Below are 25489 nucleotides of genomic sequence, written 5' to 3' on the forward strand. Positions count from 1 at the left end.
GAGGCCCCGTGCTGCGCACGGGTTGGGGAGGGGGCTCCTCGCGTTGCGAGGAGTTTGGGGGGGGGGGGGGGGCCCCCCCCCCCCAGGCGTTGGCCAGGGCCGCCCCGGGCGGCCGGGGGGCGGGCCGCGCGGCCGCCCGCCAGGCCCTGGACGAGGCCGGACGCGTCGAACCCCCGCTGAAGCTGGACTACCTCGCCCTGGTCGACCCCTCGGACTTCACCGAGATCGGCGACGACTTCACCGGCGAGGCCGTCCTCGCCGTGGCCGCCCGGGTGGGCACCACCCGCCTGATCGACAACATCCCCCTCACCTTCGGAACCCTCGGAGCCGCCTCGTGAGCAGCACAGGCATACGACTGCACGCACCCGCACCCGGGTGGTCGATCTCCGCGGACGTGGTCGTCGTCGGCTCCGGGGTGGCGGGCCTGACCGCAGCCCTGCGCTGCGAGGCCGCGGGCCTGACGACGGTCGTCGTCACCAAGGCCCGCCTGGACGACGGCTCCACGCGCTGGGCGCAGGGTGGCATCGCCGCCGCCCTGGGCGAGGGCGACACCCCCGAGCAGCACCTCCAGGACACCCTGGTGGCGGGCGCCGGCCTGTGCGACGAGGAGGCCGTGCGGCTCCTCGTCACCGAGGGCCCGGACGCCGTGCGGCGGCTGATCTCCACCGGCGCCCACTTCGACACCGACGACGAGGGCGACATCGAGCTCACCCGCGAGGGCGGCCACCATCGGCGCCGTATCGCGCACGCGGGCGGCGACGCGACCGGAGCGGAGATCTCCAGGGCGCTGGTGGCGGCCGTACGCGCGCGCGGGCTGCGCACCGTCGAGAACGCGCTGGTCCTGGACCTGCTCACGGACGCCGACGGCCGCACCGCAGGTGTCACCCTGCACGTGATGGGCGAGGGCCAGCACGACGGCGTGGGCGCCGTGCACGCGCCGGCGGTCGTCCTCGCCACCGGCGGTATGGGCCAGGTGTTCTCCGCGACCACCAACCCGTCCGTGTCGACCGGCGACGGCGTGGCCCTCGCGCTGCGCGCCGGCGCCGAGGTCAGCGACCTGGAGTTCGTCCAGTTCCACCCGACCGTCCTGTTCCTGGGCGCGGACGCCGAGGGTCAGCAGCCGCTCGTCTCGGAGGCGGTGCGCGGCGAGGGCGCCCACCTGGTCGACGGGGACGGCGTGCGCTTCATGGTCGGCCAGCACGAGCTGGCCGAACTGGCGCCCCGGGACATCGTCGCCAAGGGCATCATGCGGCGGATGCAGGAGCAGGACGCCGAGCACATGTTCCTCGACGCCCGGCACTTCGGCGCCGACATGTGGGAGCACCGCTTCCCGACCATCCTGGCCGCCTGCCGGGCCAACGGCATCGACCCGGTCACCGAGCCCATACCGATCGCCCCGGCCGCCCACTACGCCTCCGGCGGCGTGCGCACCGACGCGCGGGGGCGCACGACCGTGCCCGGCCTGTACGCGTGCGGCGAGGTCGCCTGCACCGGCGTGCACGGCGCCAACCGGCTCGCCTCCAACTCCCTCCTCGAAGGTCTCGTCTACGCCGAGCGGATCGCCGCCGACATCGCGGCCGCGCACGCCGGGAACGACCTGCACGCGCGCGTGCCCGCGCCGGTCCCGGACCCCGGGCGCCCCGCGCATCCGCTGCTCGCGCCCGAGGCCCGGTTCGCCATCCAGCGGATCATGGCCGACGGCGCGGGCGTGCTGCGCTCGGCGGCGTCCCTGGAGGCGGCCGCGGACCAGCTCCAGCGGCTGCACACCGAGGCCCGCGACGCCCTGGACGAGAACGGCAAGACCGCCGAACCGGGCGTCGACACCTGGGAGTCGACCAACCTCCTGTGCGTGGCCCGCGTCCTGGTCGCCGCCGCCCGGCTGCGCGAGGAGACCCGCGGCTGCCACTGGCGCGAGGACCGCGCCGAGCGCGACGACCCGAACTGGCGGCGCCACATCGTCGTACGGCTCAATCCGGACCGGTCCCTGGCCGTACGCACCACGGACACCGCAGATTTCCCCCCCACCCGGCACCACCGGCTTTCCCAGGAGCAGTGACAGACGTGAGCACCGACGACCTTCCCCTCGCCCCGACCGGCGGCTGCGGCGACGGCTGCGCCTGCGGCGCCGAGGGTGACGAGGAGTACCTGGAGAGCGGACTCGACCCCGCGCTCGCCGAGCTGCTGGCCGCCGCCGGGCTCGACCCCATCGAGGTCGAGGACATCGCCAACGTCGCCATCCAGGAGGACCTGGACGGCGGGGTGGACGTGACCACCGTCTCGACCATCCCCGAAGACGCGGTCGCGACCGGCGACTTCACCGTGCGCGAGGGCGGCGTGGTGGCCGGCCTGCGGGTCGCCGAGGCCGTGCTCTCCGTGGTCTGCACCGACGAGTTCGAGGTCGAGCGGCACGTCGAGGACGGTGACCGGGTCGAGGCCGGGCAGAAGCTGCTCTCGGTCACCACCCGCACCCGCGACCTGCTCACCGCCGAGCGCAGCGCCCTCAACATCCTGTGCCGCCTGTCCGGCATCGCGACCGCCACGCGCGCGTGGGCGGACGTGCTGGAGGGCACCGGGGCGCGCGTGCGCGACACCCGCAAGACGACGCCGGGCCTGCGTTCGCTGGAGAAGTTCGCCGTCCGCTGCGGCGGTGGCGTCAACCACCGCATGTCGCTCTCCGACGCCGCCCTGGTGAAGGACAACCACGTGGTGGCCGCCGGCGGCGTCGCACAGGCCTTCAAGGCCGTCCGGGAGGCGTTCCCGGAGGTGCCGATCGAGGTCGAGGTCGACACCCTGCACCAGCTGCGCGAGGTCGTCGACGCGGGCGCGGACCTGATCCTGCTGGACAACTTCACGCCGAACGAGTGCGCGGAGGCCGTCGGCATCGTCGGCGGCCGGGCGCTGCTGGAGGCCTCCGGTCGGCTCACGCTCGACACCGCGCGCGCGTACGCCGACACCGGCGTGGACTTCCTGGCGGTCGGCGCCCTCACCCACTCCTCGCCGATCCTCGACATCGGCCTGGACCTGCGCGAGGCGGAGTAACGGCCATGCTGCTCACGATCGACGTCGGTAACACGCACACCGTGCTCGGCCTGTTCGACGGCGAGGACATCGTCGAGCACTGGCGCATCTCCACGGACGCGCGCCGCACGGCGGACGAGCTGGCGGTGCTGCTGCAGGGCCTGATGGGCATGCACCCGCTGCTCGGGGACGAGCTGGGCGACGGCATCGACGGCATCGCGATCTGCGCGACCGTCCCGTCCGTGCTGCACGAGCTGCGCGAGGTGACCAGGCGCTACTACGGCGACGTGCCCGCGGTGCTGGTCGAGCCGGGCGTGAAGACGGGGGTGCCGATCCAGTTCGACAACCCCAAGGAGGTCGGCGCCGACCGCATCATCAACGCGGTCGCGGCGAACGAGCTGTACGGCGGCCCCGCGATCGTCGTCGACTTCGGCACGGCGACCACCTTCGACGCGGTCTCCGCGCGCGGGGAGTACGTCGGCGGGGTCATCGCCCCCGGCATCGAGATCTCGGTGGAGGCGCTCGGCGTCAAGGCCGCGCAGCTGCGGAAGATCGAGGTGGCCCGGCCCCGCAACGTGATCGGCAAGAGCACCGTCGAGGCCATGCAGTCGGGCATCGTGTACGGCTTCGCCGGGCAGGTCGACGGCGTGGTGGGCCGGATGGCCCGGGAGCTGGCCGACGACCCCGACGACGTCACCGTGATCGCCACGGGCGGGCTCGCGCCGATGGTGCTCGGCGAGTCCACGGTGATCGACGAGCACCAGCCCTGGCTGACCCTGATCGGCCTGCGCCTGGTCTACGAGCGGAACGTGTCACGCATGTGAGCGCCGGCGCCCGTCCGGGCGCCGGACTCCGCACGTCACGCGCGCGTGGCCCCGGTCGAGGGAAACCCGGCAACGACACGCGGCGACACAACATCCCGATCCGTCACTTTTGTCCGATTAGCGATAGCGTCGCCGCATGCCCACGCCCTACGGATCCCGCGGCGGCATGGCGTTCGGTGCGGAGGAGCTGCGTGTGCTCCGCCGCGCGCTCGCCCTCGCCCTCCACCCCGGCCGAGCCTCCGCCGAGGACGTCAAGGACTGCTTCCTGCTCGCCGAGTCCCTCGACGAGGCGACGCGCGAGGCGGCCCGGCTGCGCGCCTTCCTGGTGGCCGACCTGGGCCGATACCGCGCCGCCCTGCCGGGCACCGCCGCCGGCTACCTGAGCCTGCTCGAGGAGGCGCTGGGCGCCGGGCACCGGCCCACCCCGGACGACCTCGCCGCGCTCCGCGCGCTGCGCGGCAACCCCCGGGCGGCCGGCCTGCTGGACCGCTGCCAGGCACTCGCCGAGCAGGACGTGCGCGCCCGCTTCGCGCAGGGCGCCCGTAAGGTCCCCGCGCCCGCCGTGCCGCCCTCAAGGACGCGCCTGCTGGCCCTCCCGGGCGGTGCGGGAGAGGTTCCGGGCGCCAGGGCCGAGGAGGCGGAGAAACCCGCTCAGAAGCCCGCCCCGGGCCCCGGCCCCGGTCAGGCGCCGCCCGGAGGGCCCGCCGAGCGTCCGGGCGGCGAGCCGGGCGCCCCGAAGCGGCCCATTCCCACGCCGGGCGAGGTCTTCCCGCGCCGCAAACCGCCCGCGGCGCCCGCCGACCCGGCGCGGCCCGACGAGTCCCGGCAGCTCGCCGCCGGCTGACGGGCGGTTCGCCCACCCCGCCCCTTTCGCCCCGAACCTGATGGCTACCCTGGATCCATGGACTACGTCTCCGCGCTCGTGCCCCCGGTCGTCATGGCCGTGTTCTTCATCGGTGTGGTCAGGGTGATCGTGAAGACCCAGGGCGGGGCCGCCAAGGCCAAGGAGGACGCGGCCGTGGACGCCGCCCTCGCCCGGTCGGAGGGCGTCCACCAGGCCGCCGCCCGCGACGCCTGACGGCACCGCGTCCGACTCGGCGCACCGGGGCCCCGTGCCCCGGTGCTTTTGCGCGCCGTACGCCCTTTTTGTCGGCGTCTGCCACGTAAGGCCACGTCCGGCACGCCATTGGCGGGATCTCCCACTATTGTTCTGAGCTGTGCCTCGCCCATTGGGAGAACTCGAAGACGCGGTCATGACGCGGGTGTGGAAGTGGAACCGCCCGGTGACCGTTCGAGAAGTCCTGGAAGACCTCCAGCAGGAACGGTCCATCGCGTACACCACCGTGATGACCGTTCTGGACAATCTCCATCAGAAGGGCTGGGTGCGCCGTGAGGCGGAAGGGCGCGCCTATCGATATGAGGCCGTCTCCACCCGGGCCGCGTACGCGGCCGCGCTCATGAACGAGGCCTGGTCGCAGAGCGACAACCCGGCGGCCGCTCTCGTCGCCTTCTTCGGGATGATGAGCGAGGAACAGCGCCAGGCCCTCCGGGACGCCATGCGGATCGTGCGGGTTCCGGAAACAATCGAAGCGCCGCCGCAAGCCCCGCAAGCCCCGCAAGCGCCACAGGCTCCCCAAGAGGAGAACCCCGGCTCCGCCGGGGAGGCGACCGGGCGATAGCGTCCCGCCCATGGCACCAGAGCCCGAAGTCACCGCAAAAGCCATCACCGTCCGGCGGGCCCGCACCAGCGATGTCCCGGCCGTGCGCCGGCTCCTCGACGCCTACGTCCGTGACCGCATCCTGCTCGACAAAGCGACGGTCACGCTTTACGAGGACATCCAGGAGTTCTGGGTCGCCGAACGCGACGACAACGCCGAGGTGGTCGGCTGCGGCGCGCTGCACGTCATGTGGGAAGACCTCGCGGAAGTGCGCACTCTCGCCGTGAAGCCCGGCCTCAAGGGCGCGGGTGTGGGTCACCGGGTGCTGGAGAAGTTGCTGCAGACCGCGCGCTGGCTCGGTGTTCGGCGGGTTTTCTGCCTCACCTTCGAAGTGGACTTCTTCGGCAAGCACGGCTTCGTGGAGATCGGGGAGACGCCGGTCGACACCGATGTGTACGCGGAGCTGTTGCGTTCCTATGACGAGGGCGTCGCCGAGTTCCTCGGTCTCGAACGAGTGAAACCGAACACCTTGGGCAACAGCCGGATGCTTCTGCATCTGTGATCGACATTGCCCGGGGTCCCTATGTCCGAAACGCGCATGTTTCCGGACGCGGGCGGGTCCCCGGGTCTCTCCCAGGGGTTTGTGTTTTTCCGGCAAAAGCGGTTTGCTTTCCGACGTACTGCAGTACTGCATATAACAGGGGCGGCGAAACGGCGGACGCCGCGGACCCTTGACCCTCACGTTATCGATGAAAGGAAATCCGGTGGCACAGAAGGTTCAGGTCCTTCTTGTCGACGACCTCGACGGCGGCGAGGCGGACGAGACCGTGACGTTCGCGCTGGACGGCAAGACTTACGAGATCGATCTCACGACCGCCAATGCGGACAAGCTGCGCGACCTTCTCGACCCCTATGTGAAGGGTGGTCGTCGTACCGGTGGCCGTGCCGCCGGTGGACGTGGAAAGGCGCGTGCCGCTTCCGGTGGCAACCAGGACACCGCGGCGATCCGCGCCTGGGCCAAGGAGAACGGATACGAGGTCAACGACCGCGGCCGTGTTCCCGCGTCCATTCGCGAGGCCTACGAGAAGGCCAACGGCTGATTCCGCCGGCAGGCGGGCGGCCCGGCGTTCAGGCGCCGCAGCCGGACGCGGTGGCACCAAACCGCCACCGTGTCGACCAGTCGCACGAGATCGGGGGCGTCCTTCGGATTCCCCATGGCCGGCAGCGCCGGCAGCGAGACCTCGACCTCGCCCCCGGGTACGGGGGGTCGCAGCCACGTGGCGGCCCCCTGGACGGAACCGGTGCGGGCGGGGTCACCAGGGCGCGGCTGACGGCCCTCGCGCGCATCGCCGGGCGGCACCGGTGCCTCCATCGCACCGCCCGCGCCCAGGACCTCCAGGTCCAGCGCCAGCGGCCCCCACTCCAGCCAGTCCAGCACCGCGGGTAGCTCCTCCGCGCTGCCCGCGGCCACCAGCAGTCGCGTCCGGTCGCCCTGCAGGGCCACCGGTGAGCCCGGCGCCAGGTGCCTGAGCGCGGCCCGACCGGCCTCCGCGGGCACGTCCAGGACGTCGAACCGCAGCCCCGTGACCAGCCGTAGCGGCCGTCCGGGCGCGGTCGCCCAGCCCAGTTCGTTCTCGTACCAGTGCCGGGCCCGGGCGTCCGGGCCGGCTGCGGCGCCCGTGACCTCCGTGACCTCTGTGACCTCTGTGACCTCTGTGGCGTCCGTGCAGCCCGTGCTGGCGGGCAGGTCGCGGGCCGCAGGGTCGAGCGGAAGACGGGGCGGGGGGAGAAGGGGGATCGTGGACAGGGTGGAGACCGAGCCAGCCATGCCAAGTGCAACCGCCGAAACGGGCCAAGGGTTACGCTGTGTGCATTCATGATCGCCCACGGTGCCTGAAAAGGGGGCGCGCGGAGGCCGGGGGAGACGTGAAGTTGTTCGCCCATAGCGGAGGGAACGGGGGCACGCGGCATGGAGTGTCAGTCACCGCGGGTAAGACATGCCTAGTGGGAGGGGGCGACGCGCGGGAAGGGCCGTCTCACGTTCGCCATGGGCGTAGTGGCGAGTGGGGTATCTGCCTGGCCTGCGGGAACATCGTCTCGCACCATCGGGTTGGAGCAGATGTCGGCGTTCGGGGTCAGGAGGCCATCGACGGTGTCGGCAGTTGGAATGAGCGGTCCCCGCTTGCGGGACTAAGCTGCGGAAGGACAGGGAGGGGAAGTTCCCCCCACTGCCTGACCGCTCTGAGGAGCGATTAACGATGTTCGAGAGGTTCACCGACCGCGCGCGGCGGGTTGTCGTCCTGGCTCAGGAAGAAGCCCGGATGCTCAACCACAACTACATCGGCACCGAGCACATCCTCCTGGGTCTCATCCACGAGGGCGAAGGTGTCGCCGCTAAGGCCCTGGAGAGCCTCGGCATTTCGCTTGAGGCGGTCCGCCAGCAGGTGGAGGAGATCATCGGTCAGGGCCAGCAGGCCCCGTCCGGCCACATCCCCTTCACCCCCCGTGCCAAGAAGGTCCTGGAGCTGTCGCTCCGCGAGGCCCTTCAGCTGGGCCACAACTACATCGGCACGGAGCACATCCTGCTCGGCCTGATCCGCGAGGGCGAGGGCGTCGCCGCCCAGGTCCTGGTCAAGCTGGGCGCAGACCTCAACCGGGTGCGGCAGCAGGTGATCCAGCTGCTCTCCGGCTACCAGGGCAAGGAGACCGCCACCGCCGGCGGCCCGGCCGAGGGCACGCCCTCGACCTCTCTGGTCCTGGACCAGTTCGGCCGGAACCTCACCCAGGCCGCTCGTGAGTCCAAGCTCGACCCGGTCATCGGGCGCGAGAAGGAGATCGAGCGGGTCATGCAGGTGCTGTCCCGCCGCACCAAGAACAACCCGGTGCTGATCGGTGAGCCCGGCGTCGGCAAGACCGCCGTCGTCGAGGGCCTCGCCCAGGCCATCGTCAAGGGCGAGGTGCCCGAGACCCTCAAGGACAAGCACCTCTACACCCTCGACCTCGGTGCGCTGGTCGCCGGCTCCCGCTACCGCGGTGACTTCGAGGAGCGCCTGAAGAAGGTGCTCAAGGAGATCCGCACCCGCGGCGACATCATCCTGTTCATCGACGAGCTGCACACGCTGGTCGGTGCGGGTGCCGCCGAGGGCGCCATCGACGCCGCCTCCATCCTGAAGCCGATGCTGGCCCGCGGTGAGCTCCAGACCATCGGTGCGACCACGCTGGACGAGTACCGCAAGCACCTGGAGAAGGACGCGGCCCTCGAGCGCCGCTTCCAGCCCATCCAGGTCGCCGAGCCGTCCCTGCCGCACACGATCGAGATCCTCAAGGGCCTGCGCGACCGGTACGAGGCGCACCACCGTGTGTCCATCACGGACGAGGCGCTGGTCCAGGCCGCCACCCTGGCCGACCGCTACATCTCGGACCGCTTCCTGCCGGACAAGGCGATCGACCTGATCGACGAGGCCGGTTCCCGGATGCGCATCCGCCGGATGACCGCGCCGCCGGACCTCCGCGAGTTCGACGAGAAGATCGCCGCCGTCCGCCGGGACAAGGAGTCCGCGATCGACTCGCAGGACTTCGAGAAGGCCGCCTCCCTGCGCGACAAGGAGAAGCAGCTCCTGGCCGCCAAGGCCAAGCGTGAGAAGGAGTGGAAGGCCGGCGACATGGACGTCGTCGCCGAGGTCGACGGCGAGCTGATCGCCGAGGTCCTCGCCACGGCCACCGGCATCCCGGTCTTCAAGCTGACCGAGGAGGAGTCCAGCCGCCTGCTCCGCATGGAGGACGAGCTCCACAAGCGGGTCATCGGCCAGGTCGACGCCGTCAAGGCGCTGTCGAAGGCGATCCGCCGTACGCGTGCCGGCCTGAAGGACCCGAAGCGCCCCGGTGGTTCGTTCATCTTCGCCGGCCCGTCCGGTGTCGGTAAGACCGAGCTGTCCAAGGCGCTCGCCGAGTTCCTCTTCGGCGACGAGGACGCGCTGATCTCCCTCGACATGTCGGAGTTCAGCGAGAAGCACACGGTCTCGCGTCTCTTCGGTTCGCCCCCCGGCTACGTGGGGTACGAGGAGGGCGGTCAGCTGACCGAGAAGGTCCGCCGCAAGCCGTTCTCCGTCGTCCTCTTCGACGAGGTCGAGAAGGCGCACCCGGACATCTTCAACTCGCTGCTGCAGATCCTGGAGGACGGTCGTCTGACCGACTCCCAGGGCCGGGTCGTGGACTTCAAGAACACGGTCATCATCATGACGACCAACCTCGGCACCCGGGACATCTCCAAGGGCTTCAACCTGGGCTTCGCGGCCTCGGGTGACACGAAGACCAACTACGAGCGCATGAAGAACAAGGTCCAGGACGAGCTCAAGCAGCACTTCCGGCCCGAGTTCCTCAACCGCGTCGACGACGTGGTCGTCTTCCCGCAGCTGACGCAGGAGGACATCCTGCGGATCGTCGACCTGATGATCAGCAAGGTGGACGAGCGCCTGAAGGACCGGGACATGGGCATCGAGCTCTCCCAGTCCGCCAAGGAGCTGCTGTCCAGGAAGGGTTACGACCCGGTGCTGGGCGCGCGTCCGCTGCGTCGCACGATCCAGCGCGAGATCGAGGACACGCTCTCGGAGAAGATCCTCTTCGGCGAGCTGCGCCCCGGTCACATCGTGGTCGTGGACACCGAGGGCGAGGGCGAGGCCGTCACCTTCACCTTCCGGGGTGAGGAGAAGTCGGCGCTGCCGGACGTCCCGCCGATCGAGCAGGCGGCCGGCGGTGCCGGGCCGAACCTGAGCAAGGACGCGTAAGCGTCACGGCCGAAAGGGGCCGGTGCCTTCGGGCACCGGCCCCTTTCGCATGCCCGGAAGGCTCCGGTTACGACAACTGTCCGTCGTAGTCCGGCAGTTTGTACGTCTTCTCGGCGTGACCGCCCGACAGGTCGGTGGCGTTGTTGCCGATGTTCGCGATGATCGTGTAGCCCTTGCGCTCGATGTCGGCGCGCTGGGCCGTCTTGTAGGCGGCGACGTCCTTGAAGAGGTCGAGGAAGCCGCGGACGTAGAGCCCGGAGACGTCGTAGCCGTCGTACTTCAGGTTCCACTCGGTGGGGTCTTCGACGATGCCCGGGCGGGCGGTGACGAAGAACAGCGAGACGCCGTGCTGCTGGGCGTACTTGGCGACGTCCAGCACCGGCTTGTTGGCCGGCTGCGGGAAGTGGAAGCCGAAGTCGGTCTCCAGCGTGGTGTTGTCGATGTCGAAGACGATGGCCTGCTTCTCGCCGGGCCTGGCGGCGGCGATGCGGTCCTTGAGGTACGGCAGGGCCTGGTCCATGACGGCCTGGCAGTCCTTCTGCCAGGTCGCGTAGTCGACCTTGGCGGCGGACGCGGACGCGGACGCGCCGGCGGAGGCGGAGGCGGTGCCGTCGGCGCCCGCGGCCGTACCGGCGGCCTCGGCGGGGGCCGCCAGCGCGGCCAACGCGGCCACGGAGACGGCGGTGACGGATATGCGGCGCGCCCAGGGGCGTCTGGTCATCGGTGGGGGTCCTCTCACGTCCGTACGCTGCACGGCCTGAACGGGTGGTGTCAGGTGCATGATCTTTGGTGAGGGTGGCGCGAGGGGAACCGTAGGGTTACCGAAGGGTAGGTTGCTAGAGGTCTGCGTCACATTTATTCGGCCACCGATTCCATGGCCCGGTGACATGCCGCACAGGCGATATGTCCGGTACTAGTCGTGATAGTGGGACTTTCCACCTGGACAAAAGCGGACTTTAACCCCTGAATCTCGCGCAAAAGCCGACGTCGGAGGCCGGATGCCCTAGTAGCGGTCGGCCTGTCAAGAAGTGCCCCATTTCCGGTACCTGTACTAATTGACGCCGTACTCGGGGGGTTTGAGCGGGCTTGGGAAGTCGGGTTACCAATGAATCGCCCCACCGGCGAACGTCTCTGCGCCGGGCGGTCGTTCTGTCTCCGAATCCACGAGGTTTCGCATGTTCCAGCGCTTCACGTCCCGCACCACCCGTACGTCCTCCCTCCGCAACCGCGTGGCCGTCCTGGCCGCCGGAGCCGGCGTCACGGCCGTGCTGGGTGCCGGGGTCGCGAGCGCGGCGACGCCGTCCGCCGCCTCCTGGGTCGACCCGGTGAAGCAGTACACGCTGTCCGCCAGCTTCATGCAGGACGGCAGCCACTGGGCGCACAAGCACAGCGGTCAGGACTTCGCCGTGCCGACCGGCACCGAGGTTCTCGCCGCGCACGGCGGCACCGTCGTCAAGGCCGGCCCCAACGGCGCCGGTGACGGTCCGGCGTACGGCAACGCCATCGTCATCCAGCACGGCAACGGCACCTACTCGCAGTACGCGCACCTGTCCCGGATCGACGTCAAGGTCGGCCAGGTCGTCAAGACCGGTCAGCACATCGCCCTCTCGGGCAGCACCGGCAACTCCACCGGTCCGCACCTGCACTTCGAGATCCGTACGACCCCGAACTACGGCTCCGCGATCAACCCGGTCGTCTTCCTGCACGCCAAGGGCGTGAAGGTCTGAGCTAGTCCCTCGGGTGGGCGTGTGCGTGCGCCTGCGCGATGAGGTCCAGGGCGACTTCGAGAACGGCCTCGCGCTTCTTCTCGGAGTCGCCTTCGAGGTCCTGCATCACGAACATCCCCGCGTGCAGCGTGAACATGGCGCTGACGGACCGCACCTGGTCGACCAACTCGGCCTCGGGGTCTATCAGGATGTCCCGCAGGCGGCGCATCCGGTCCTTGAACGCGTCGCCGATGCGCAGTTCCCGGACGGTCGCCTGGTTCTCCTGCATGAAGCGGAACAGCGGCTCGGCTCCGGACAGGGCCTCGCTGTAGCGGCGCACCAGGTCCTGTTTGGTCTCCAGGGTGTGCGGCTGGCTGCGGCCCCACTCGATCAGGTCCTCGATCGGCTTCGTCAGGTCCTCGAAGAGGCTGACGATGATCTCTTCCTTGGTCTTGAAGTGGTAGTACAGGGCCGCCTTCGTGACGTCGAGGTGCTCGGCGATCTCCCGCAGGGAGGTCTTCTCGTAGCCCTGCTCGGCGAAGAGGTCGAGTGCGACGTCCTGGATGCGCTGGCGGGTGTTTCCGCGGCGCTGCTGCTTGGTGCCGTCCATGGTGACGCCCATCCTCGTACTCCTCGCGCTCCCGCGGAAACTTACTTGACGCCCGGCTAGTTACGGGCTTACCTTCTCCCAGTGTAATGAACTAGCCGGGCGGCAAGTAAGTAGCAGTCGTCAGGGGGAGTAGGAGAGATGGCGGACACGCAGGCGGCCGTTGCGGGCCAGACGCAGCCGGAGAAGCCGGAGAAGCCGGAGAAGCAGCCGAAGAGCGTACGGGTGGTCCTGCTCGCGCTCATGATCGCGATGATGCTCGCGATGCTCGACAACATGATCGTGGGTACGGCGATGCCGACGATCGTGGGCGAGCTGGGCGGCCTGGAGCACCTGTCCTGGGTGGTCACCGGGTACACCCTGGCCACCGCGGCCTCGACCCCCGTCTGGGGCAAGGTCGGCGACATGTTCGGGCGCAAGGGCGCCTTCCTCAGCTCGATCGTGATCTTCCTGATCGGCTCCGCGCTGAGCGGCATGGCGCAGGACATGGGCCAGCTCATCGGTTTCCGTGCCGTTCAGGGGCTCGGCGCCGGCGGTCTCATGGTCGGCGTCATGGCGATCATCGGTGACCTCATACCGCCGCGGGAGCGCGGCAAGTACCAGGGCATGATGGCCGGCGTGATGGCGCTGGCGATGATCGGCGGCCCGCTGGTCGGCGGCACCATCACCGACAACTGGGGCTGGCGCTGGGCCTTCTACATCAACCTGCCGCTCGGCGCCGTGGCGCTGGCGCTGGTCACCGCCGTGCTGCACCTGCCGAGGAAGCGGGCCAAGGCGGGCATCGACTACCTCGGCGTCGTGCTGCTCACCGTCGGCATCACCTCCATCGTGCTGGTCACCACCTGGGGCGGCACGGAGTACGCCTGGACGTCCGCGCGGATCATGGAGCTGATCGGCATCGGCGTCGCCACGCTGGTCGGGTTCGTCTTCTGGCAGACCCGTGCCGCCGAGCCGGTGCTGCCGCTGCACATCTTCCGCAGCCGCAACTTCACCCTCATGTCGGTCATCGGCTTCATCACCGGCTTCGTGATGTTCGGCGCCACCCTCTACCTGCCGCTCTACCAGCAGTCGGTGCAGGGCGCGTCGGCCACCAACTCGGGCCTGCTGCTCCTGCCGATGCTCGGCGCGATGCTCGTGACCTCCATGGTCGCGGGCCGGGTCACCACCAACAGCGGCCGCTACAAGGCCTTCCCGATCGTCGGCGGCGCGCTGATGATCACCGGTCTCTACCTGCTGTCGCTGATGGACACCCAGACGACCCGGCTGACCTCCGGCGTCTACATGGCCGTGCTGGGCGCGGGCATGGGCTGCCTGATGCAGATCACCATGCTGGTGGCGCAGAACAGCGTGCAGATGAAGGACATGGGCGTGGCCTCCTCGTCCACCACCCTGTTCCGTACGCTCGGCTCCTCGTTCGGTGTGGCCATCATGGGCGCCCTGTTCAACCACAAGGTCCAGGACGTCATGGCGACGCGGGCCGGTGCGCTGGGCAAGCAGATGACCGAGAAGTCCGCCGCGCTGGACGCCAAGCACATCAACATGCTGCCCGCCCCCCTGCGGGAGGCCTACCAGCACGCGGTGTCGGCCGGCACGCACTCGGCGTTCCTGCTGGGCGCGGTGATCGCGGTGGTCGTGCTGATCGCGGCCCTGTTCGTCAAGGAGGTGCCGCTCAAGGGCGGCCCGCAGAAGGCGGCCGCGGACGGCGCCGACGCGGTACCGGCTCCGGTGATCGAAGCCGTCTGAGCCACCCCTGACCGAAGGCCCCCGGCCGGTGTCCGTCCCGGGGGCCTTCGCCGTGCCCGGGCCGCTGTCAGTGCCCCGTGCCACCATCGGCCCATGGACAAGCTGCGCCGGCTGCGCCTGGCCAAGGACGCCATGGACCGCGACTGGGCCGACCCGGAACTCGACCTGGACACGGTGGCCGCGCACGCCGGGTACTCGCGCTACCACTTCCTGCGCGCCTTCAAGGACGCCTACGGTGAGACGCCCGGCCAGTACCTGACCCACCGCCGGATCGAGCGGGCCGAGGAGATGCTGCGCGGCGCCAACCTCACCGTCACCGAGATCTGCACCCTCGTGGGCTTCAGCAGCCTCGGCACCTTCTCCGCCCGTTTCAAGGCCCGCACCGGGCTCACCCCGAGCGAGTACCGCGCGCGGCACGTGGGCCGCGGCGCCTCCCTCATCCCCGGCTGCTACGCCATGCTCTGGGCCGGCGGCTTCAACACCGCAACTTCGAAGAAGCGCGCCGGGGCCGCCGCTGCCTACGGTGACGAGCAGGAACAGCGACCTGCCGACAGGAGAGCGGAACCATGATCAAGGGCCTGGGCATCAGCACCGTGTGGAGCCTCGACCAGCAGCGAACGAAGGCCTTCTTCACCGAGAAGCTGGACTTCGAGGTGCGCAGCGACCTCGCGGTGGGCGACATGCGCTGGATCACCGTCGGCGCCAAGGACCAGCCCGACGTGGAGCTGGCCCTCATGAGCCTGGACGGCCCCGGCCTCGACCCCGAGTCGGCCGAGGCGATGAGGAAGCTGGTCGCCAAGGGGGCGCTGGGCGCCGGGGCGTTCCACACCGACGACTGCCGGCGGGACTTCGAGACCTTCAGCGCCCGGGGCGTGGAGTTCGTGCAGGAGCCGAAGGAGCGGCCGTACGGCATCGAGGCGATCTTCCGGGACGACAACGGCAACTGGTACTCGCTGACCGAGCGCAGCGAGGAGCTCGACTTCTCCAAGGACTTCGGCTGACCGGCCGGCGGGAGGGGACCGGCGTGCGCGAGCGGACGGCGGAGGCGGCGGACCACACGGCCGTACGAGTCGCCTTCGCCGGGCGGCCGGACGGCCTGCGCCCGTCACGGGGGGAGGAACTGCTCGTGGCGACCGTCTGAAGGCCGCGCGCACACCGTGGGGTCCCGGGCGCCGGAGCCGTCAGGCGGTACCGCCGGACAACGGCAGCATCGGATGGCTGCCCGTGCTGGTCGGGGCGTGTTCCGGGAGCCAGAGGACGGCCACCGCGCCCTCGGCCGGGATGTGGCCGGGTGTGCCGGCGGGCCGCACGTTGCGGAAGGTCAGCCGGGCGCCCAGCACCCGGGCCTGGCCGGCCGCGATGGTCAGGCCCAGCCCGTGGCCCTGCCCGGCGCGGTCCATGCTGCCGGTGCGGAAGCGGCTCGGGCCCTCGTCGAGCAGTTCCTCGGGGAAGCCTGGGCCGTGGTCGCGGACCCGGATGACCCGGCCCTCGACGGTGACCTCGATCGGCGGCCGGCCGTGCCGGGCGGCGTTGGCGAGCAGGTTGAACAGCACCCGTTCGAGGCGCCGCGGGTCGGTGGTGACCGCCGACTCGTGCACCACGCGTACGGCGACGTCCGGGTCCTTGGCGGCCACGCGCCGGGCCACGAAGTCGCCCAGCATGATGTCCTGCAGCTCGGCCCGCTCGGAGGCGCTGTCCAGCCGGGCCACCTCCAGCACGTCCTCGACGAGGGTGCGCATCGCCTTCGCCCGGTCCAGGACCAGTTCCGTCGGGCGGCCGGGCGGCAGCAGTTCGGCGGCCGTGAGCAGGCCCGTCACCGGGGTGCGCAGCTCGTGCGCGATGTCCGCGGTGACCCGCCGCTCGGCCTCCAGGCGCTGGCGCAGCGCGTCCGCCATGGCGTCGACCGCGCGGGCGAGATCGTCGGTCTCGTCCCGCACCACCCCGCCGATGGCCTCCCGGACCCGTACGTCGGTCTCGCCCTTGGCCACCTGGCCCGCGGCGGCGGCCGCCTTGCGCAGCCGCCGGGAGAGCTGCCCGCCGATCAGGACGCCGAGTGCGCTGCCGCCGAACACGACCGCGATGGACCCGATGACCAGGGCCTGGTCGAGGTCCTTCATCACGTCCGTGGAGCGGTCGGGGAAGTGGGTGTGCAGGGACAGCACATGGCCGTCCTTGACCGGTACGGCCGCCCAGATGTCCGGCGGCCCCCCGCCGTGGTCAGAGACGTCGCTGGCGCGGCGGCCCTCCTCGACCTTGTCGCGCAGGGCGCCCGGCAGCTCCGGGTCGTCGATCTTGATGTCCGGGAAGTTCGTCCGCTTGTACCGCTCGTAGTTGCCCTGGGCGATCTGCACCCGGGCGTTGGCCAGGTCGCGCGCGTTGTCCAGCATCGAGACCCGCGCCGCGTTGTGCACGACCAGGCTCAGCGCGATCGCCACCAGCCCGGCGACCAGCGCGATCGCCGCGCTGAGCTTCCATCTGAGCCCGGTGCGCAGGCCGGCCCTCTCCATGTGCCGGACCGGGTGCCGAATGATCCCCCGCATGCCGCCCCGCTCAGGCCTTCAACTTGTAGCCGAAACCGCGGACCGTCTCGATCCGGTCCTGGCCGATCTTCTGCCGCAGCCGCTGCACATGGACGTCGACGACCCGGGTGTCCCCGCCCCAGCCGTAGTCCCACACCCGCTCCAGCAGCTTGTCCCGGGAGAGCACGGTGCCGGGCGCGCCGGAGAACTCCAGCAGCAGCCGCATCTCGGTCGGGGTGAGCGCCACCGGCTGCCCGGCCCGCCGCACCTCCATGCCCTCGGTGTCGATCTCCAGGTCGCCGAAGGACAGCGTGCCGCCGGTCATCGCCGCGGCGGGCTCCTCCGGGTGCGCGGCACCGCCGGCGTGGCCGAAGCGGCGCAGCACGGCACGGATCCGGGCGACCAGCACGGCACCGTCGAACGGCTTGGTCACGTAGTCGTCGGCGCCCGCCTCCAGGCCGAGGACGACGTCGATGGAGTCGGCGCGCGCCGACAGCATGATCACCGGCACGGTCGACTCGTCGCGGATGCGCCGGCACAGGCTGACCCCGTCCAGGCCCGGCACCATCACGTCCAGCAGCGCGATGTCCGGCCGGTCCGCCCGGAACGCCGCCAGCCCCGAGAGGCCGTCGGGCATGGCCGTCACCGCGAAGCCGTCCCGCTCCAGGGCGAGCTGCGTGGCCTCGCGGATGACGTCGTCGTCCTCGACGAACAGGACATGGGTCTGGTCTGCCATCCCGCGCTCTCAGTCCTCGGTGATGTGTCGGTCAGTTGCCCGGCGTGGGCGTCGCATCCCCGCCGACGGAGTTGCTGTAGAACCTGTGGACGCCCTTGCCCTGCACGAACCGCCCGGCCGTCCACCGGTAGGGCGTCACGTCCTCGCCGGACGGGCTGGAGATGGGGTCGCCCTTCCGGTAGAACTGCTTGGTCACCGACAGGACGCCGTCCTCGATCTCCGCGTAGACCGGGGACTCCTCGCTCTTGAAGACATTCTTGTACGCGCCGTTGTCGTCCCGGTAGACGTACGAGCCGATGCCGACCGCGTCGGCACAGGTCAGCACGTTGACGACGACGTCGTCGACGGAGCCGCCGGTCAGGGCGCCGTAGGAGACGTCGACGGGGTAGTCGTCGCCGCTGCACGGCTTCAGCTCACGCTTGACGGCCGCCGAGACCTCCGGGTCGTGCCGGACCAGCGACACGGCGTCCACCCGCCGGTAGGAGTCGGAGGGACTCGGCGCCGGCGAGGCGCCGGACCCGGCCACGGCGGAGGCGTGCGCCGGGCCCTCGTCCCGTGCGCCCGTGCCCCCGGTGCCGCAGGCGGCGACGAAAAGGGCGATGGCGGCGAGCGCGGCAACCGCCGCGATCACCGCCTGAGTACTGCCTCGGGCCTCGCTGGGCCCGGCCCCGGTCAGGCCGCGCAACGCTCCCGCTCCTCACGCTCCAGCGCGCGTGCGTCCAGATCGCGGGCCTCCAGCTCCTCACGGAGCCGGGCGAGCGCCCGGTGCAGCGTGCTCTTGACCGTACCCGCCGACATGCCGAGGGCCGCGGCCGTCTCCTCAGTGGACATCTGCTCCCAGTGTCGCAGCACCACGACACTGCGCTGCTTGGGTGCGAGCACCTTCATGATGTCCATCAGCAGGGCCCGGTCGGCGTGCTGCTCGGTGGAGTCCTCCACGGACGCGTCCGGCAGCTGCTCGGTCGGGACCTCCTCCAGCTTGCGGGCGCGCCACCACTCGGTGCGGGTGTTGATCATGACGCGGCGCAGGTAGGCGTCGGCGAGCCGCTTGTCGGCGATGCCCTCCCAGCGGCCGTACGTGCGCACGAGCGCCGTCTGGAGCAGGTCCTGGGCGTCGACCGGGTCCGGCACCAGCCGGCGGGCGCTGCGCAGCAGCGCGTCCTGCCGGGTCCGCACGTACTCCTCGAACTCGAGCACCTCGCCCTGCGCCATGATCAACCGCCTCCGCTCCCCGTGTACTCCGGCTCGTTCCCGAAGTCCCGCTCTTTCCGCTGTCCCGTGGTCTGCCGGGTACGGGAAAGAAACTACGGAGCGGTTGTCACGGGGCTGTGCGGAGCAGCCTTCGGCTAGCAATCGGCTGTCCGTCGGTTGTGTAACGGAAGTAGGTGAGGGGTAAAGGGCGCGGTGTCTATGTCCCTTTATGTGGCGCTTTGTTAGGGATGCTGGTCCGTAACAGACCCTGTGTGACGCGGACTTGTCCGTACGTCAGCTCCGCCAGGTGCGTCAGGCGCTCCCGGTCCGTCAGGTGAGGGGCAGCCGGTACAGGCCGCCGGGCAGCGGCTCCACCAGACCGTCCGTGACGAGTCCGTCGAGCGCGCGGGCGCGCTGCACCGGCTCGTGCCACACCCGGTCCAACGCCGCCTGCGGCACCGGCACGTGCGCCTCCCGCAGCACGGCCAGCAGCTTGCCGCGCACCTGCCGGTCCGTGCCGGCGTACGTCTGCCCGCGGCGCGGCGGCCCCTCGTGCTCCGGCTTGCCCGCGAGCCGCCAGGCGCACTGCGGGGCGATCGGGCAGCGCTGGCAGCCCTCGTTCTTCGCCGTGCACACCAGGGCGCCCAGCTCCATGGAGGCGGCGGCCCACCGGGCGGCCGTCCCCTCGTCCTCCGGCAGCAGCTCGCGGGCCAGCCGGCGCTCGGCAGCCGTGGTGGCGTTCGGCGGGTACTGCACGCCCGTCACCGCCCGGGCCAGGACCCGGCGCACGTTGGTGTCCAGCACCGGGTGCCGCTGCCCGTACGCGAAGGAGGCCACCGCGGCCGCCGTGTACTCGCCGATGCCGGGCAGCGCCAGCAGCTGTGCGTGGTCCGTCGGTACGTCGCCGCCGTGCCGCTCCGTTATGGCCACCGCGGCGCCGTGCAGCCGCAGGGCGCGGCGCGGGTAGCCGAGCCGGCCCCAGGCGCGCACCGCCTCGCCGGGCGCCTCCCCGGCGAGGTCGGCGGGGCGCGGCCAGCGGGTCAGCCACTGCTCGTAGACGGGCTGGACGCGGCTCACGGGGGTCTGCTGGAGCATGAACTCGCTGACCATCACACCCCAGGGGCCCGCCTCCGGGCGGCGCCAGGGGAGGTCGCGGGCGTGCGCGTCGAACCAGGAGATCACGGGGGTGTGGAGCTTCTCAGTCATGGCCCTTCCGATCCTGCCACGGCTCGGGCGGGCGTGGTCGGCGACGGCGCGATTGCGGAGCGTCGCATTGCGTCGCCCTGCGTGAATGACCCCTTCCTCCCGGGCAGTTGCCGGAATGATGATCCGGAAAAGTTGCGCCCCGGGCGGCGGGTGGCGCCGGTAAGGGCGCTGATCTCTCGTACAGTTTGCGCCGTGGGATCTCTGCGCAATCCGGTCGGGCCGCTTCCCTCCTCCATCTACTGGCGACGGAGGGCCGTACTGCTGTCCCTGTTGGCCCTGTTGGCCCTCGTGATCGTCTGGATCGTGGTGTCCGGCGGCGGGGGCGGCAAGAACGGCGCCGACGGGTCCAACGGCAAGGGTCCCGTGTCCACGATCACGCCGGGGCCCACCCCGTCGGGTTCCGCGATCAGCCAACACCCGGGCGGGCGCGACGAGTCGGGCGGCGGTGGCTCCGGAGGCAGCGGCTCCGGGGCGGACGGCGGCTCGGGCTCGGACGGCAAGGGCGGCTCCGGTTCCTCCGGGTCGGCGGGCGGCTCGGCCCCGGGGTCGGGTTCGGGCGGCGGCGCCGTCGTCGCCGGCGATGCGCTGCCGGCCTCCTCCTCGCTGCCCGACTGCACCGCCGGAGCGGTCACGTTGAGCCTGCGCAGCCTGCACAACTCGTACTCACCGGACCAGACGCCCACCTTCGAACTGACCGCGAAGAACGGCTCGTCCACCGACTGCAAGGTCGATCTCGGGCCCAAGAAGGCGGTGTTGACCATCACGCCGGCGGACGGCGGCGACGACTACTGGTCCTCGGCCGACTGCCCGAAGGGCGCCGCGAACCTGGTGTTCCGGGTGTCCGCGGGGCAGAGCATCACCTACGACGTGAAGTGGGACCGCAAGCCGAGCGCCGCGCAGTGCGCGACTCCCCCGGCCGGGTCCGCGAAGCCGGGTACCTACCTGCTGGAGGCGAAGGCACCGGGCTTCCCCAAGGCCCAGGCCTCCTTCGTGCTGGCGGAGGACTAGGGCCGTTCCCCGGCGTGCCGGCGGAGGACCAGGGCCGTTCCCCGGCGTGCCGGCGGTCGGCGGAGGACCAGGGCCGTTCCCCGGCAGGCGCGGGCGGCCGCGCCGCGGCCGACCGCTGCCCGGTCTCAGACGTAGCGCTCCAGGATGGAGGACTCGGCCAGGCGCGACAGGCCCTCCCGCACGCTCCGGGCCCGGGCCTCGCCCACACCGTCGACGGCCTGGAGGTCGTCCACGCTGGCGGCGAGCAGCTTCTGCAGACCGCCGAAGTGCTCCACCAGCCGGTCGATGATCGCCCCCGGCAGCCGCGGCACCTTCGCCAGCAGCCGGAAGCCGCGCGGGGAGACCGCCGAGTCCAGCGTCTCAGGAGAGCCCGTGTACCCCAGCGCCCGCGCCACCGTGCCCATTTCGAGCAGTTCCGCGTGGCTGAGGGCGTCCAGCTCGAACAGCGCCTCCTCGACCGTGCGGGAGCGCTTCGCGGTGGGCTCGGGCACGTAGTCCCGGACGACCAGCTCGCGGTCGGGTTCCACCCCGGCGATCAGCTCCTCCAGCTGGAGGGCCAGAAGACGGCCGTCGGTGCCCAGTTCGACCACGTACTCCGCGATCTCGGTGGCGATGCGCCGGACCATCTCCAGGCGCTGGGCCACGGCGGAGACGTCCCGGACCGTCACCAGGTCCTCGATCTCCAGCGCCGACAAAGTGCCCGCGACCTCGTCCAGCCGGAGCTTGTACCGCTCCAGGGTGGCCAGCGCCTGGTTCGCGCGGGAGAGGATCGCCGCCGAGTCCTCCAGTACCCGCCGCTGCCCGTCGACGTACAGGGCGATCAGCCGCATGGACTGGGAGACCGAGACCACCGGGAAGCCGACCTGCTTCGAGACCCGGTCCGCCGTACGGTGCCGGGTGCCGGTCTCCTCCGTCGGGATCGTCGGGTCCGGGACCAGCTGCACACCGGCCCGCAGGATCTTCGACAGGTCGGAGGAGAGCACGATGCCGCCGTCCAGCTTGCACAGCTCCCGCAGCCGCGTCGCCGCGAACTCCACGTCGAGGACGAAGCCGCCGGTGCACATGGCCTCGACGGTCTTGTCGGAACCGAGGACGATCAGCCCGCCGGTGTTGCCGCGCAGGACCCGCTCCAGGCCGTCGCGCAGGGGCGTGCCGGGCGCCACGGCGCTCAGCGAGGCGCGCATCAGGCGATCGGAGCCGGCACTCCCACCGGATTTTCCGGGAGCTGCTGCCCGGTCGTTGGCTGCCACTGCACTCCTCCGGTCGCAGGTTCTGGGCGCTGCCGTCGTGCGCACTCGGTTCGTACGGACGGGCGAGACCTGGGCAAAGTCTACCGGCGCTCCTCCGCCTCCCGTGGGGCCTCTCGGCGACGGGAGCGCGGCAGCACCCGGAGCGCCTCCCCCATGTCGGCGACTTCCAGCACCTTCATACCGGCCGGGACCTTGCCCGGGTCGCCCGGTACCAGCGCGTGCGTGAAGCCCAGCCGGTGCGCCTCGGCGAGCCTGCGCTGCACGCCCGTGACCCGTCTCACCTCGCCGGCCAGGCCCACCTCGCCGATCGCGACGAGGTTCTTGGGCAGCGGGGTGTCACTGGCGGCCGAGGCGAGGGCGAGGGCGATCGCCAGGTCGGCGGCCGGTTCGGACAGCTTCACGCCGCCGACCGTCGCGGAGTAGATGTCCCGCTTGCCGAGCGCGCTGATCCTGCCGCGCTGCTCCAGCACCGCCAGCATCATCGACACCCGGGAGGTCTCCAGGCCCGAGGTGGTCCGGCGCGGGGAGGGGATCTGGGAGTCCACGGTCAGCGCCTGCACCTCGGCCACCAGCGGGCGGCGGCCCTCCAGGGTGACCGTCAGGCAGGTGCCGGGCACCGGCTCGTCACGTCGGGTCAGGAACAGGCCGCTCGGGTCCGCCAGACCCGTGATGCCCTCGTCGTGCAGCTCGAAGCAGCCGACCTCGTCCGTGGCGCCGTAGCGGTTCTTCACGCCGCGTACCAGGCGCAGCCGCGCGTGCCGGTCGCCCTCGAAGTGCAGGACGACGTCCACCAGGTGCTCCAGCAGCCGGGGGCCGGCGATCGCGCCGTCCTTGGTGACGTGGCCCACCAGGAGCGTCGACATCCCGCGCTCCTTGGAGGCGCGGATCAGCGCGCCCGCCACCTCGCGGACCTGGGCCATGCCGCCCGGCGCGCCGTCGATCTCCGGCGAGGCCACCGTCTGCACCGAGTCGAGGATCAGCAGGGACGGCTTCACCGCGTCCAAGTGGCCGAGGACGGCCGCGAGATCGGTCTCGGCGGCCAGGTACAGGTGGTCGTCGAGGGCGTGGATGCGGTCGGCGCGCAGCCGGACCTGGCTCGCCGACTCCTCGCCGGTCACGTAGAGGGTCGGGTGCTCCTCGCTCGCCGACTTGGCCGCCACGTCCAGCAGCAGGGTGGACTTGCCGACGCCGGGCTCGCCGGCGAGCAGCACGACCGCGCCGGGGACCAGGCCGCCGCCGAGCACCCGGTCCAGCTCCGGCACACCGGTGGGGCGGGCGGTGGCCTGCCGGCCGTCGACCTGCCCGATGGGCAGCGCGGAGGAGGTGACCCGGCCCGGTGCCGTCGTACGGACCGCGGGCGCGCCGTACTCCTCGACCGTGCCCCAGGCCTGGCACTCGGGACAGCGGCCGAGCCACTTGGCCGTCTGCCAGCCGCACTCGGTGCAGCGGTAGGACGGTCGGTCCTTGGTGGTCTTGGTACGGGCAGCCATGCGGAAACCGTAGCCCGGGGCACTGACAGAGCCCGCCCGGGGCGCATGTGGGTGGTCCGGTATCGGCCACGACCTACGGAGATCGCGCCACGGAATGAAAGGTTCCTGTCCCCTTATGAGGGATCGTTTCACCCGTACGGATTAAAAGTGCTCAAGGTGCCAGATCGGACACTCCGCCGCCGCCTACGGTCGCACGGGTGATGAGCAGCAGTTCTCGGACGACGACCCGCACCACCGGCGCACACCGGGCGCATCGGGAGGCGCGCGACCGCGCCGCCGCGCGCACGCTCGCCCAGCGGCCGCCGGCGCGCTACGAGCCGTACCTGGACGGACTGTTCACCTACTGTCTGTCGGTGCTGTGCGACCACGACGCGGCCACCACCGCCCTCGGGGACGTCCTGGCGCTGGCCGAGCGGCGCGGACAGCGCGTCCCGCAGGCCGCCGACGACCGCAGGGCCTGGCTGTACGCGCTGGCCCGCTGGGCGTGCCTGCGCGGGCTCGCCGAGGCCAAGCAGAAACGTCAGGCCACCCACGCGGCCGGCCGTCCCGCCGCCGCGGGCCAGGCGCCCCAGCCGCCCGTGTCCGCCGAGGTCGAGGAGGAGCGGCGGCGCGAACTGGCCCTGCTCGCCTGGCCCGAGGCGGCGGGCACCACCCCCGAGCAGCGCGAGGCCCTGGAACTGGCCGTCCGGCACCACCTGGCCGCCCACGAGGTCGCCGCCGTCCTCGGCATGGAGCCCGCCACCGCGCGCGAGCTGCTGTCCGCCGCCGCCTGCGAGGTCGAACGCACCCGGGCCGCGCTCGCCGTGGTCGAGACCGGCGGCTGTCCGAGCGTGGCCCATCTCACCGGGGACAGCCGGCTGGTCCTCAGCACGGCCCTGCGCCGCGAGCTGGTCCGGCACGTCGACGACTGCCCGCGCTGCCGCCGTACCGCCGAACGCGCGGTGCCCGGCCGCTGGCCCGGGGCCACGGTGACCCCGGCCGAGCTGCCCGTCCTGGAGGCTCCCCGCGCCGCCCTGCACGTCGCCCTCGCGCACCAGCCGCGCGCGCGGGGCGCGGCAGCGCCCCGCTTCGACCGGCGCGGCTTCCCGATGGACCCCAAGGACCACGCCGCCCGGCGGGACCGCCTGCGCGCGCGTGCCGTCACCACCACGGTCGTCGCCACCGTCGTCGCGGCCCCCGTGATCGCCCTGTGGGCCGCCTACCACGGCACGCCGACCGGCGAGGACGACGGCCGCGCGGCCACCGCGCGCGAGGCCGAGGGCCCCGACGCGCTCGGCGGCGACACCGCGGGCGGCTACGAGAACGCGGGCAACGCCAGCGTGAAGCCCGGCGGCCGGGGCAAGGCCGGCAGCCCGGACGTCTCCGTCGAGGTCGTCAGCGTCAACGGGGGAGACCGCGAGGGCGCCGGCCGGCTCACGGTCGGCGCGAGCAACGACGGCGACACCACTCTGATCACCCTCACGGCGTCCGGGACGGGCCCGGTCCGCTGGTCGGCGTCCACCTCGGCCGCCTGGCTCTACCTCAGCCGGTCCGCGGGAACCCTCGACCCCGGCGACACGCTGACGATCAAGGTGTACGTCGACCATCTGCGCGAGCCGTCCGGGCACTGGCACGCCCAGGTGGCGATCTCACCGGCCGGCGCCGTCGTCACCATCGACGGCTACGGCACCGCCCCGCGCGGTCCCTCGGCCCCGCCGGCGACGTCCGGCCCCGGCCCGACGTCCGCGCCCGCGACCCCGCCGGTGGCCA

At 71.6% G+C, this 25489-nt stretch carries 25 protein-coding genes and 1 pseudogene; 16 read left to right on the plus strand and 10 right to left on the minus strand.

What is annotated here, in order from left to right; translation table 11 throughout:
• Nucleotides 1–86: 86 nt before the first annotated feature.
• The 9 genes and pseudogenes from V7E45_RS22290 to V7E45_RS22330 form a co-directional block, all read left to right on the plus strand.
• A pseudogene (locus tag V7E45_RS22290) lies at nt 87–338 on the plus strand (pantoate--beta-alanine ligase); the annotation flags it as partial.
• The gene (locus tag V7E45_RS22295; protein ID WP_333775970.1) at nt 335–2056 is read left to right on the plus strand and encodes an L-aspartate oxidase; all 1722 of its coding nucleotides are present in this window, start codon (nt 335–337) and stop codon (nt 2054–2056) included. The pseudogene V7E45_RS22290 and the gene V7E45_RS22295, both read left to right, overlap by 4 nt.
• A 5-nt stretch (nt 2057–2061) precedes the next feature.
• A complete protein-coding gene (gene nadC / locus V7E45_RS22300; protein WP_333775971.1) occupies nt 2062–3039 on the plus strand; it encodes a carboxylating nicotinate-nucleotide diphosphorylase in 978 nt (325 codons plus the stop codon).
• Nucleotides 3040–3044: 5 nt separating this feature from the next.
• Nucleotides 3045–3842 carry a type III pantothenate kinase gene (locus V7E45_RS22305; protein ID WP_020941429.1) on the plus strand — a complete coding sequence of 266 codons (798 nt, stop codon included), beginning with the start codon at nt 3045–3047 and terminating at the stop codon, nt 3840–3842.
• Nucleotides 3843–4008: 166 nt separating this feature from the next.
• Nucleotides 4009–4686: a hypothetical protein gene (locus tag V7E45_RS22310; RefSeq protein WP_333775990.1), complete on the plus strand. Its 678-nt coding sequence runs from the start codon at nt 4009–4011 to the stop codon at nt 4684–4686.
• A gap of 57 nt (nt 4687–4743) precedes the next feature.
• A complete protein-coding gene (locus tag V7E45_RS22315; protein WP_333775972.1) occupies nt 4744–4920 on the plus strand; it encodes a hypothetical protein in 177 nt (58 codons plus the stop codon).
• 175 nt (nt 4921–5095) lie between these two features.
• A complete protein-coding gene (locus tag V7E45_RS22320) occupies nt 5096–5521 on the plus strand; it encodes a BlaI/MecI/CopY family transcriptional regulator (protein ID WP_443056135.1) in 426 nt (141 codons plus the stop codon).
• Nucleotides 5522–5531: 10 nt separating this feature from the next.
• Entirely contained in the window at nt 5532–6062 is a 531-nt protein-coding gene (locus V7E45_RS22325) for an amino-acid N-acetyltransferase (RefSeq protein WP_333775974.1), read from the plus strand.
• A gap of 202 nt (nt 6063–6264) precedes the next feature.
• A complete protein-coding gene (locus V7E45_RS22330; protein WP_020941434.1) occupies nt 6265–6600 on the plus strand; it encodes a histone-like nucleoid-structuring protein Lsr2 in 336 nt (111 codons plus the stop codon).
• Here the strand turns inward: V7E45_RS22330 and V7E45_RS22335 are convergent.
• A complete protein-coding gene (locus V7E45_RS22335) occupies nt 6579–7328 on the minus strand; it encodes an SCO3374 family protein (RefSeq protein WP_333775975.1) in 750 nt (249 codons plus the stop codon). The genes V7E45_RS22330 and V7E45_RS22335 overlap by 22 nt on opposite strands.
• A 430-nt stretch (nt 7329–7758) precedes the next feature.
• On the opposite strand from V7E45_RS22335, the gene V7E45_RS22340 reads away from it, so the two are divergent.
• A complete protein-coding gene (locus V7E45_RS22340; RefSeq protein ID WP_333775976.1) occupies nt 7759–10284 on the plus strand; it encodes an ATP-dependent Clp protease ATP-binding subunit in 2526 nt (841 codons plus the stop codon).
• A 67-nt stretch (nt 10285–10351) separates the two neighbouring features.
• Here V7E45_RS22340 and V7E45_RS22345 read toward each other — a convergent pair whose 3' ends face one another.
• Complete coding sequence (locus V7E45_RS22345) at nt 10352–11005, minus strand: HAD family acid phosphatase (protein ID WP_333775977.1); 654 nt, start codon at nt 11003–11005, stop codon at nt 10352–10354.
• A gap of 454 nt (nt 11006–11459) precedes the next feature.
• Between V7E45_RS22345 and V7E45_RS22350 the strand changes: the two genes are divergently transcribed.
• The gene (locus V7E45_RS22350) at nt 11460–12011 is read left to right on the plus strand and encodes a M23 family metallopeptidase (RefSeq protein ID WP_333775978.1); all 552 of its coding nucleotides are present in this window, start codon (nt 11460–11462) and stop codon (nt 12009–12011) included.
• Between the two features lies 1 nt (nt 12012).
• Here V7E45_RS22350 and V7E45_RS22355 read toward each other — a convergent pair whose 3' ends face one another.
• Entirely contained in the window at nt 12013–12612 is a 600-nt protein-coding gene (locus V7E45_RS22355; protein WP_333775979.1) for a TetR/AcrR family transcriptional regulator, read from the minus strand.
• A 126-nt stretch (nt 12613–12738) separates the two neighbouring features.
• On the opposite strand from V7E45_RS22355, the gene V7E45_RS22360 reads away from it, so the two are divergent.
• From V7E45_RS22360 to V7E45_RS22370, 3 genes are all read left to right on the plus strand, one after another.
• Nucleotides 12739–14340 (plus strand): MDR family MFS transporter, encoded by a 1602-nt coding sequence (locus tag V7E45_RS22360; protein WP_333775980.1) that lies wholly within the window; start codon nt 12739–12741, stop codon nt 14338–14340.
• A 93-nt stretch (nt 14341–14433) separates the two neighbouring features.
• On the plus strand, nt 14434–14910 hold the full coding sequence (locus V7E45_RS22365) for a helix-turn-helix transcriptional regulator (protein ID WP_333775981.1): 477 nt from the start codon (nt 14434–14436) through the stop codon (nt 14908–14910).
• Nucleotides 14907–15341: a VOC family protein gene (locus tag V7E45_RS22370; protein WP_333775982.1), complete on the plus strand. Its 435-nt coding sequence runs from the start codon at nt 14907–14909 to the stop codon at nt 15339–15341. The genes V7E45_RS22365 and V7E45_RS22370 overlap by 4 nt, the downstream gene beginning before the upstream one ends.
• A 180-nt stretch (nt 15342–15521) precedes the next feature.
• Here V7E45_RS22370 and cseC read toward each other — a convergent pair whose 3' ends face one another.
• The 5 genes from cseC to V7E45_RS22395 all read right to left on the minus strand — a co-directional run bounded on the left by cseC (nt 15522) and on the right by V7E45_RS22395 (nt 19992).
• Nucleotides 15522–16880, minus strand: a complete 1359-nt coding sequence (gene cseC, locus V7E45_RS22375; RefSeq protein WP_333775983.1) for a two-component system sensor histidine kinase CseC — start codon at nt 16878–16880, stop codon at nt 15522–15524.
• 10 nt (nt 16881–16890) lie between these two features.
• Nucleotides 16891–17595, minus strand: a complete 705-nt coding sequence (cseB, locus tag V7E45_RS22380) for a two-component system response regulator CseB (protein WP_333775984.1) — start codon at nt 17593–17595, stop codon at nt 16891–16893.
• Nucleotides 17596–17626: 31 nt separating this feature from the next.
• The gene (locus V7E45_RS22385) at nt 17627–18226 is read right to left on the minus strand and encodes a hypothetical protein (RefSeq protein ID WP_333775985.1); all 600 of its coding nucleotides are present in this window, start codon (nt 18224–18226) and stop codon (nt 17627–17629) included.
• Between the two features lie 41 nt (nt 18227–18267).
• Nucleotides 18268–18807, minus strand: coding sequence for a SigE family RNA polymerase sigma factor (locus V7E45_RS22390; RefSeq protein WP_030177423.1), 540 nt, complete (start codon nt 18805–18807; stop codon nt 18268–18270).
• 309 nt (nt 18808–19116) lie between these two features.
• Nucleotides 19117–19992, minus strand: coding sequence for an A/G-specific adenine glycosylase (locus V7E45_RS22395; protein WP_333775986.1), 876 nt, complete (start codon nt 19990–19992; stop codon nt 19117–19119).
• Nucleotides 19993–20184: 192 nt separating this feature from the next.
• On the opposite strand from V7E45_RS22395, the gene V7E45_RS22400 reads away from it, so the two are divergent.
• Nucleotides 20185–21000: a hypothetical protein gene (locus tag V7E45_RS22400; RefSeq protein ID WP_333775987.1), complete on the plus strand. Its 816-nt coding sequence runs from the start codon at nt 20185–20187 to the stop codon at nt 20998–21000.
• A gap of 125 nt (nt 21001–21125) precedes the next feature.
• Here V7E45_RS22400 and disA read toward each other — a convergent pair whose 3' ends face one another.
• Together disA and radA are read right to left on the minus strand one after the other, a co-directional pair.
• Nucleotides 21126–22250 carry a DNA integrity scanning diadenylate cyclase DisA gene (gene disA, locus V7E45_RS22405; RefSeq protein WP_133924555.1) on the minus strand — a complete coding sequence of 375 codons (1125 nt, stop codon included), beginning with the start codon at nt 22248–22250 and terminating at the stop codon, nt 21126–21128.
• Nucleotides 22251–22330: 80 nt separating this feature from the next.
• Nucleotides 22331–23740 (minus strand): DNA repair protein RadA, encoded by a 1410-nt coding sequence (gene radA / locus V7E45_RS22410; protein ID WP_333775988.1) that lies wholly within the window; start codon nt 23738–23740, stop codon nt 22331–22333.
• 200 nt (nt 23741–23940) lie between these two features.
• Between radA and V7E45_RS22415 the strand changes: the two genes are divergently transcribed.
• Nucleotides 23941–25489 (plus strand): BACON domain-containing protein (locus tag V7E45_RS22415; RefSeq protein ID WP_443056137.1); only part of this gene is annotated, 1549 nt, incomplete at its 3' end.

Source organism: Streptomyces sp. IBSBF 3136 (assembly GCF_036815105.1).
In the GTDB taxonomy this organism is placed as follows: domain Bacteria; phylum Actinomycetota; class Actinomycetes; order Streptomycetales; family Streptomycetaceae; genus Streptomyces.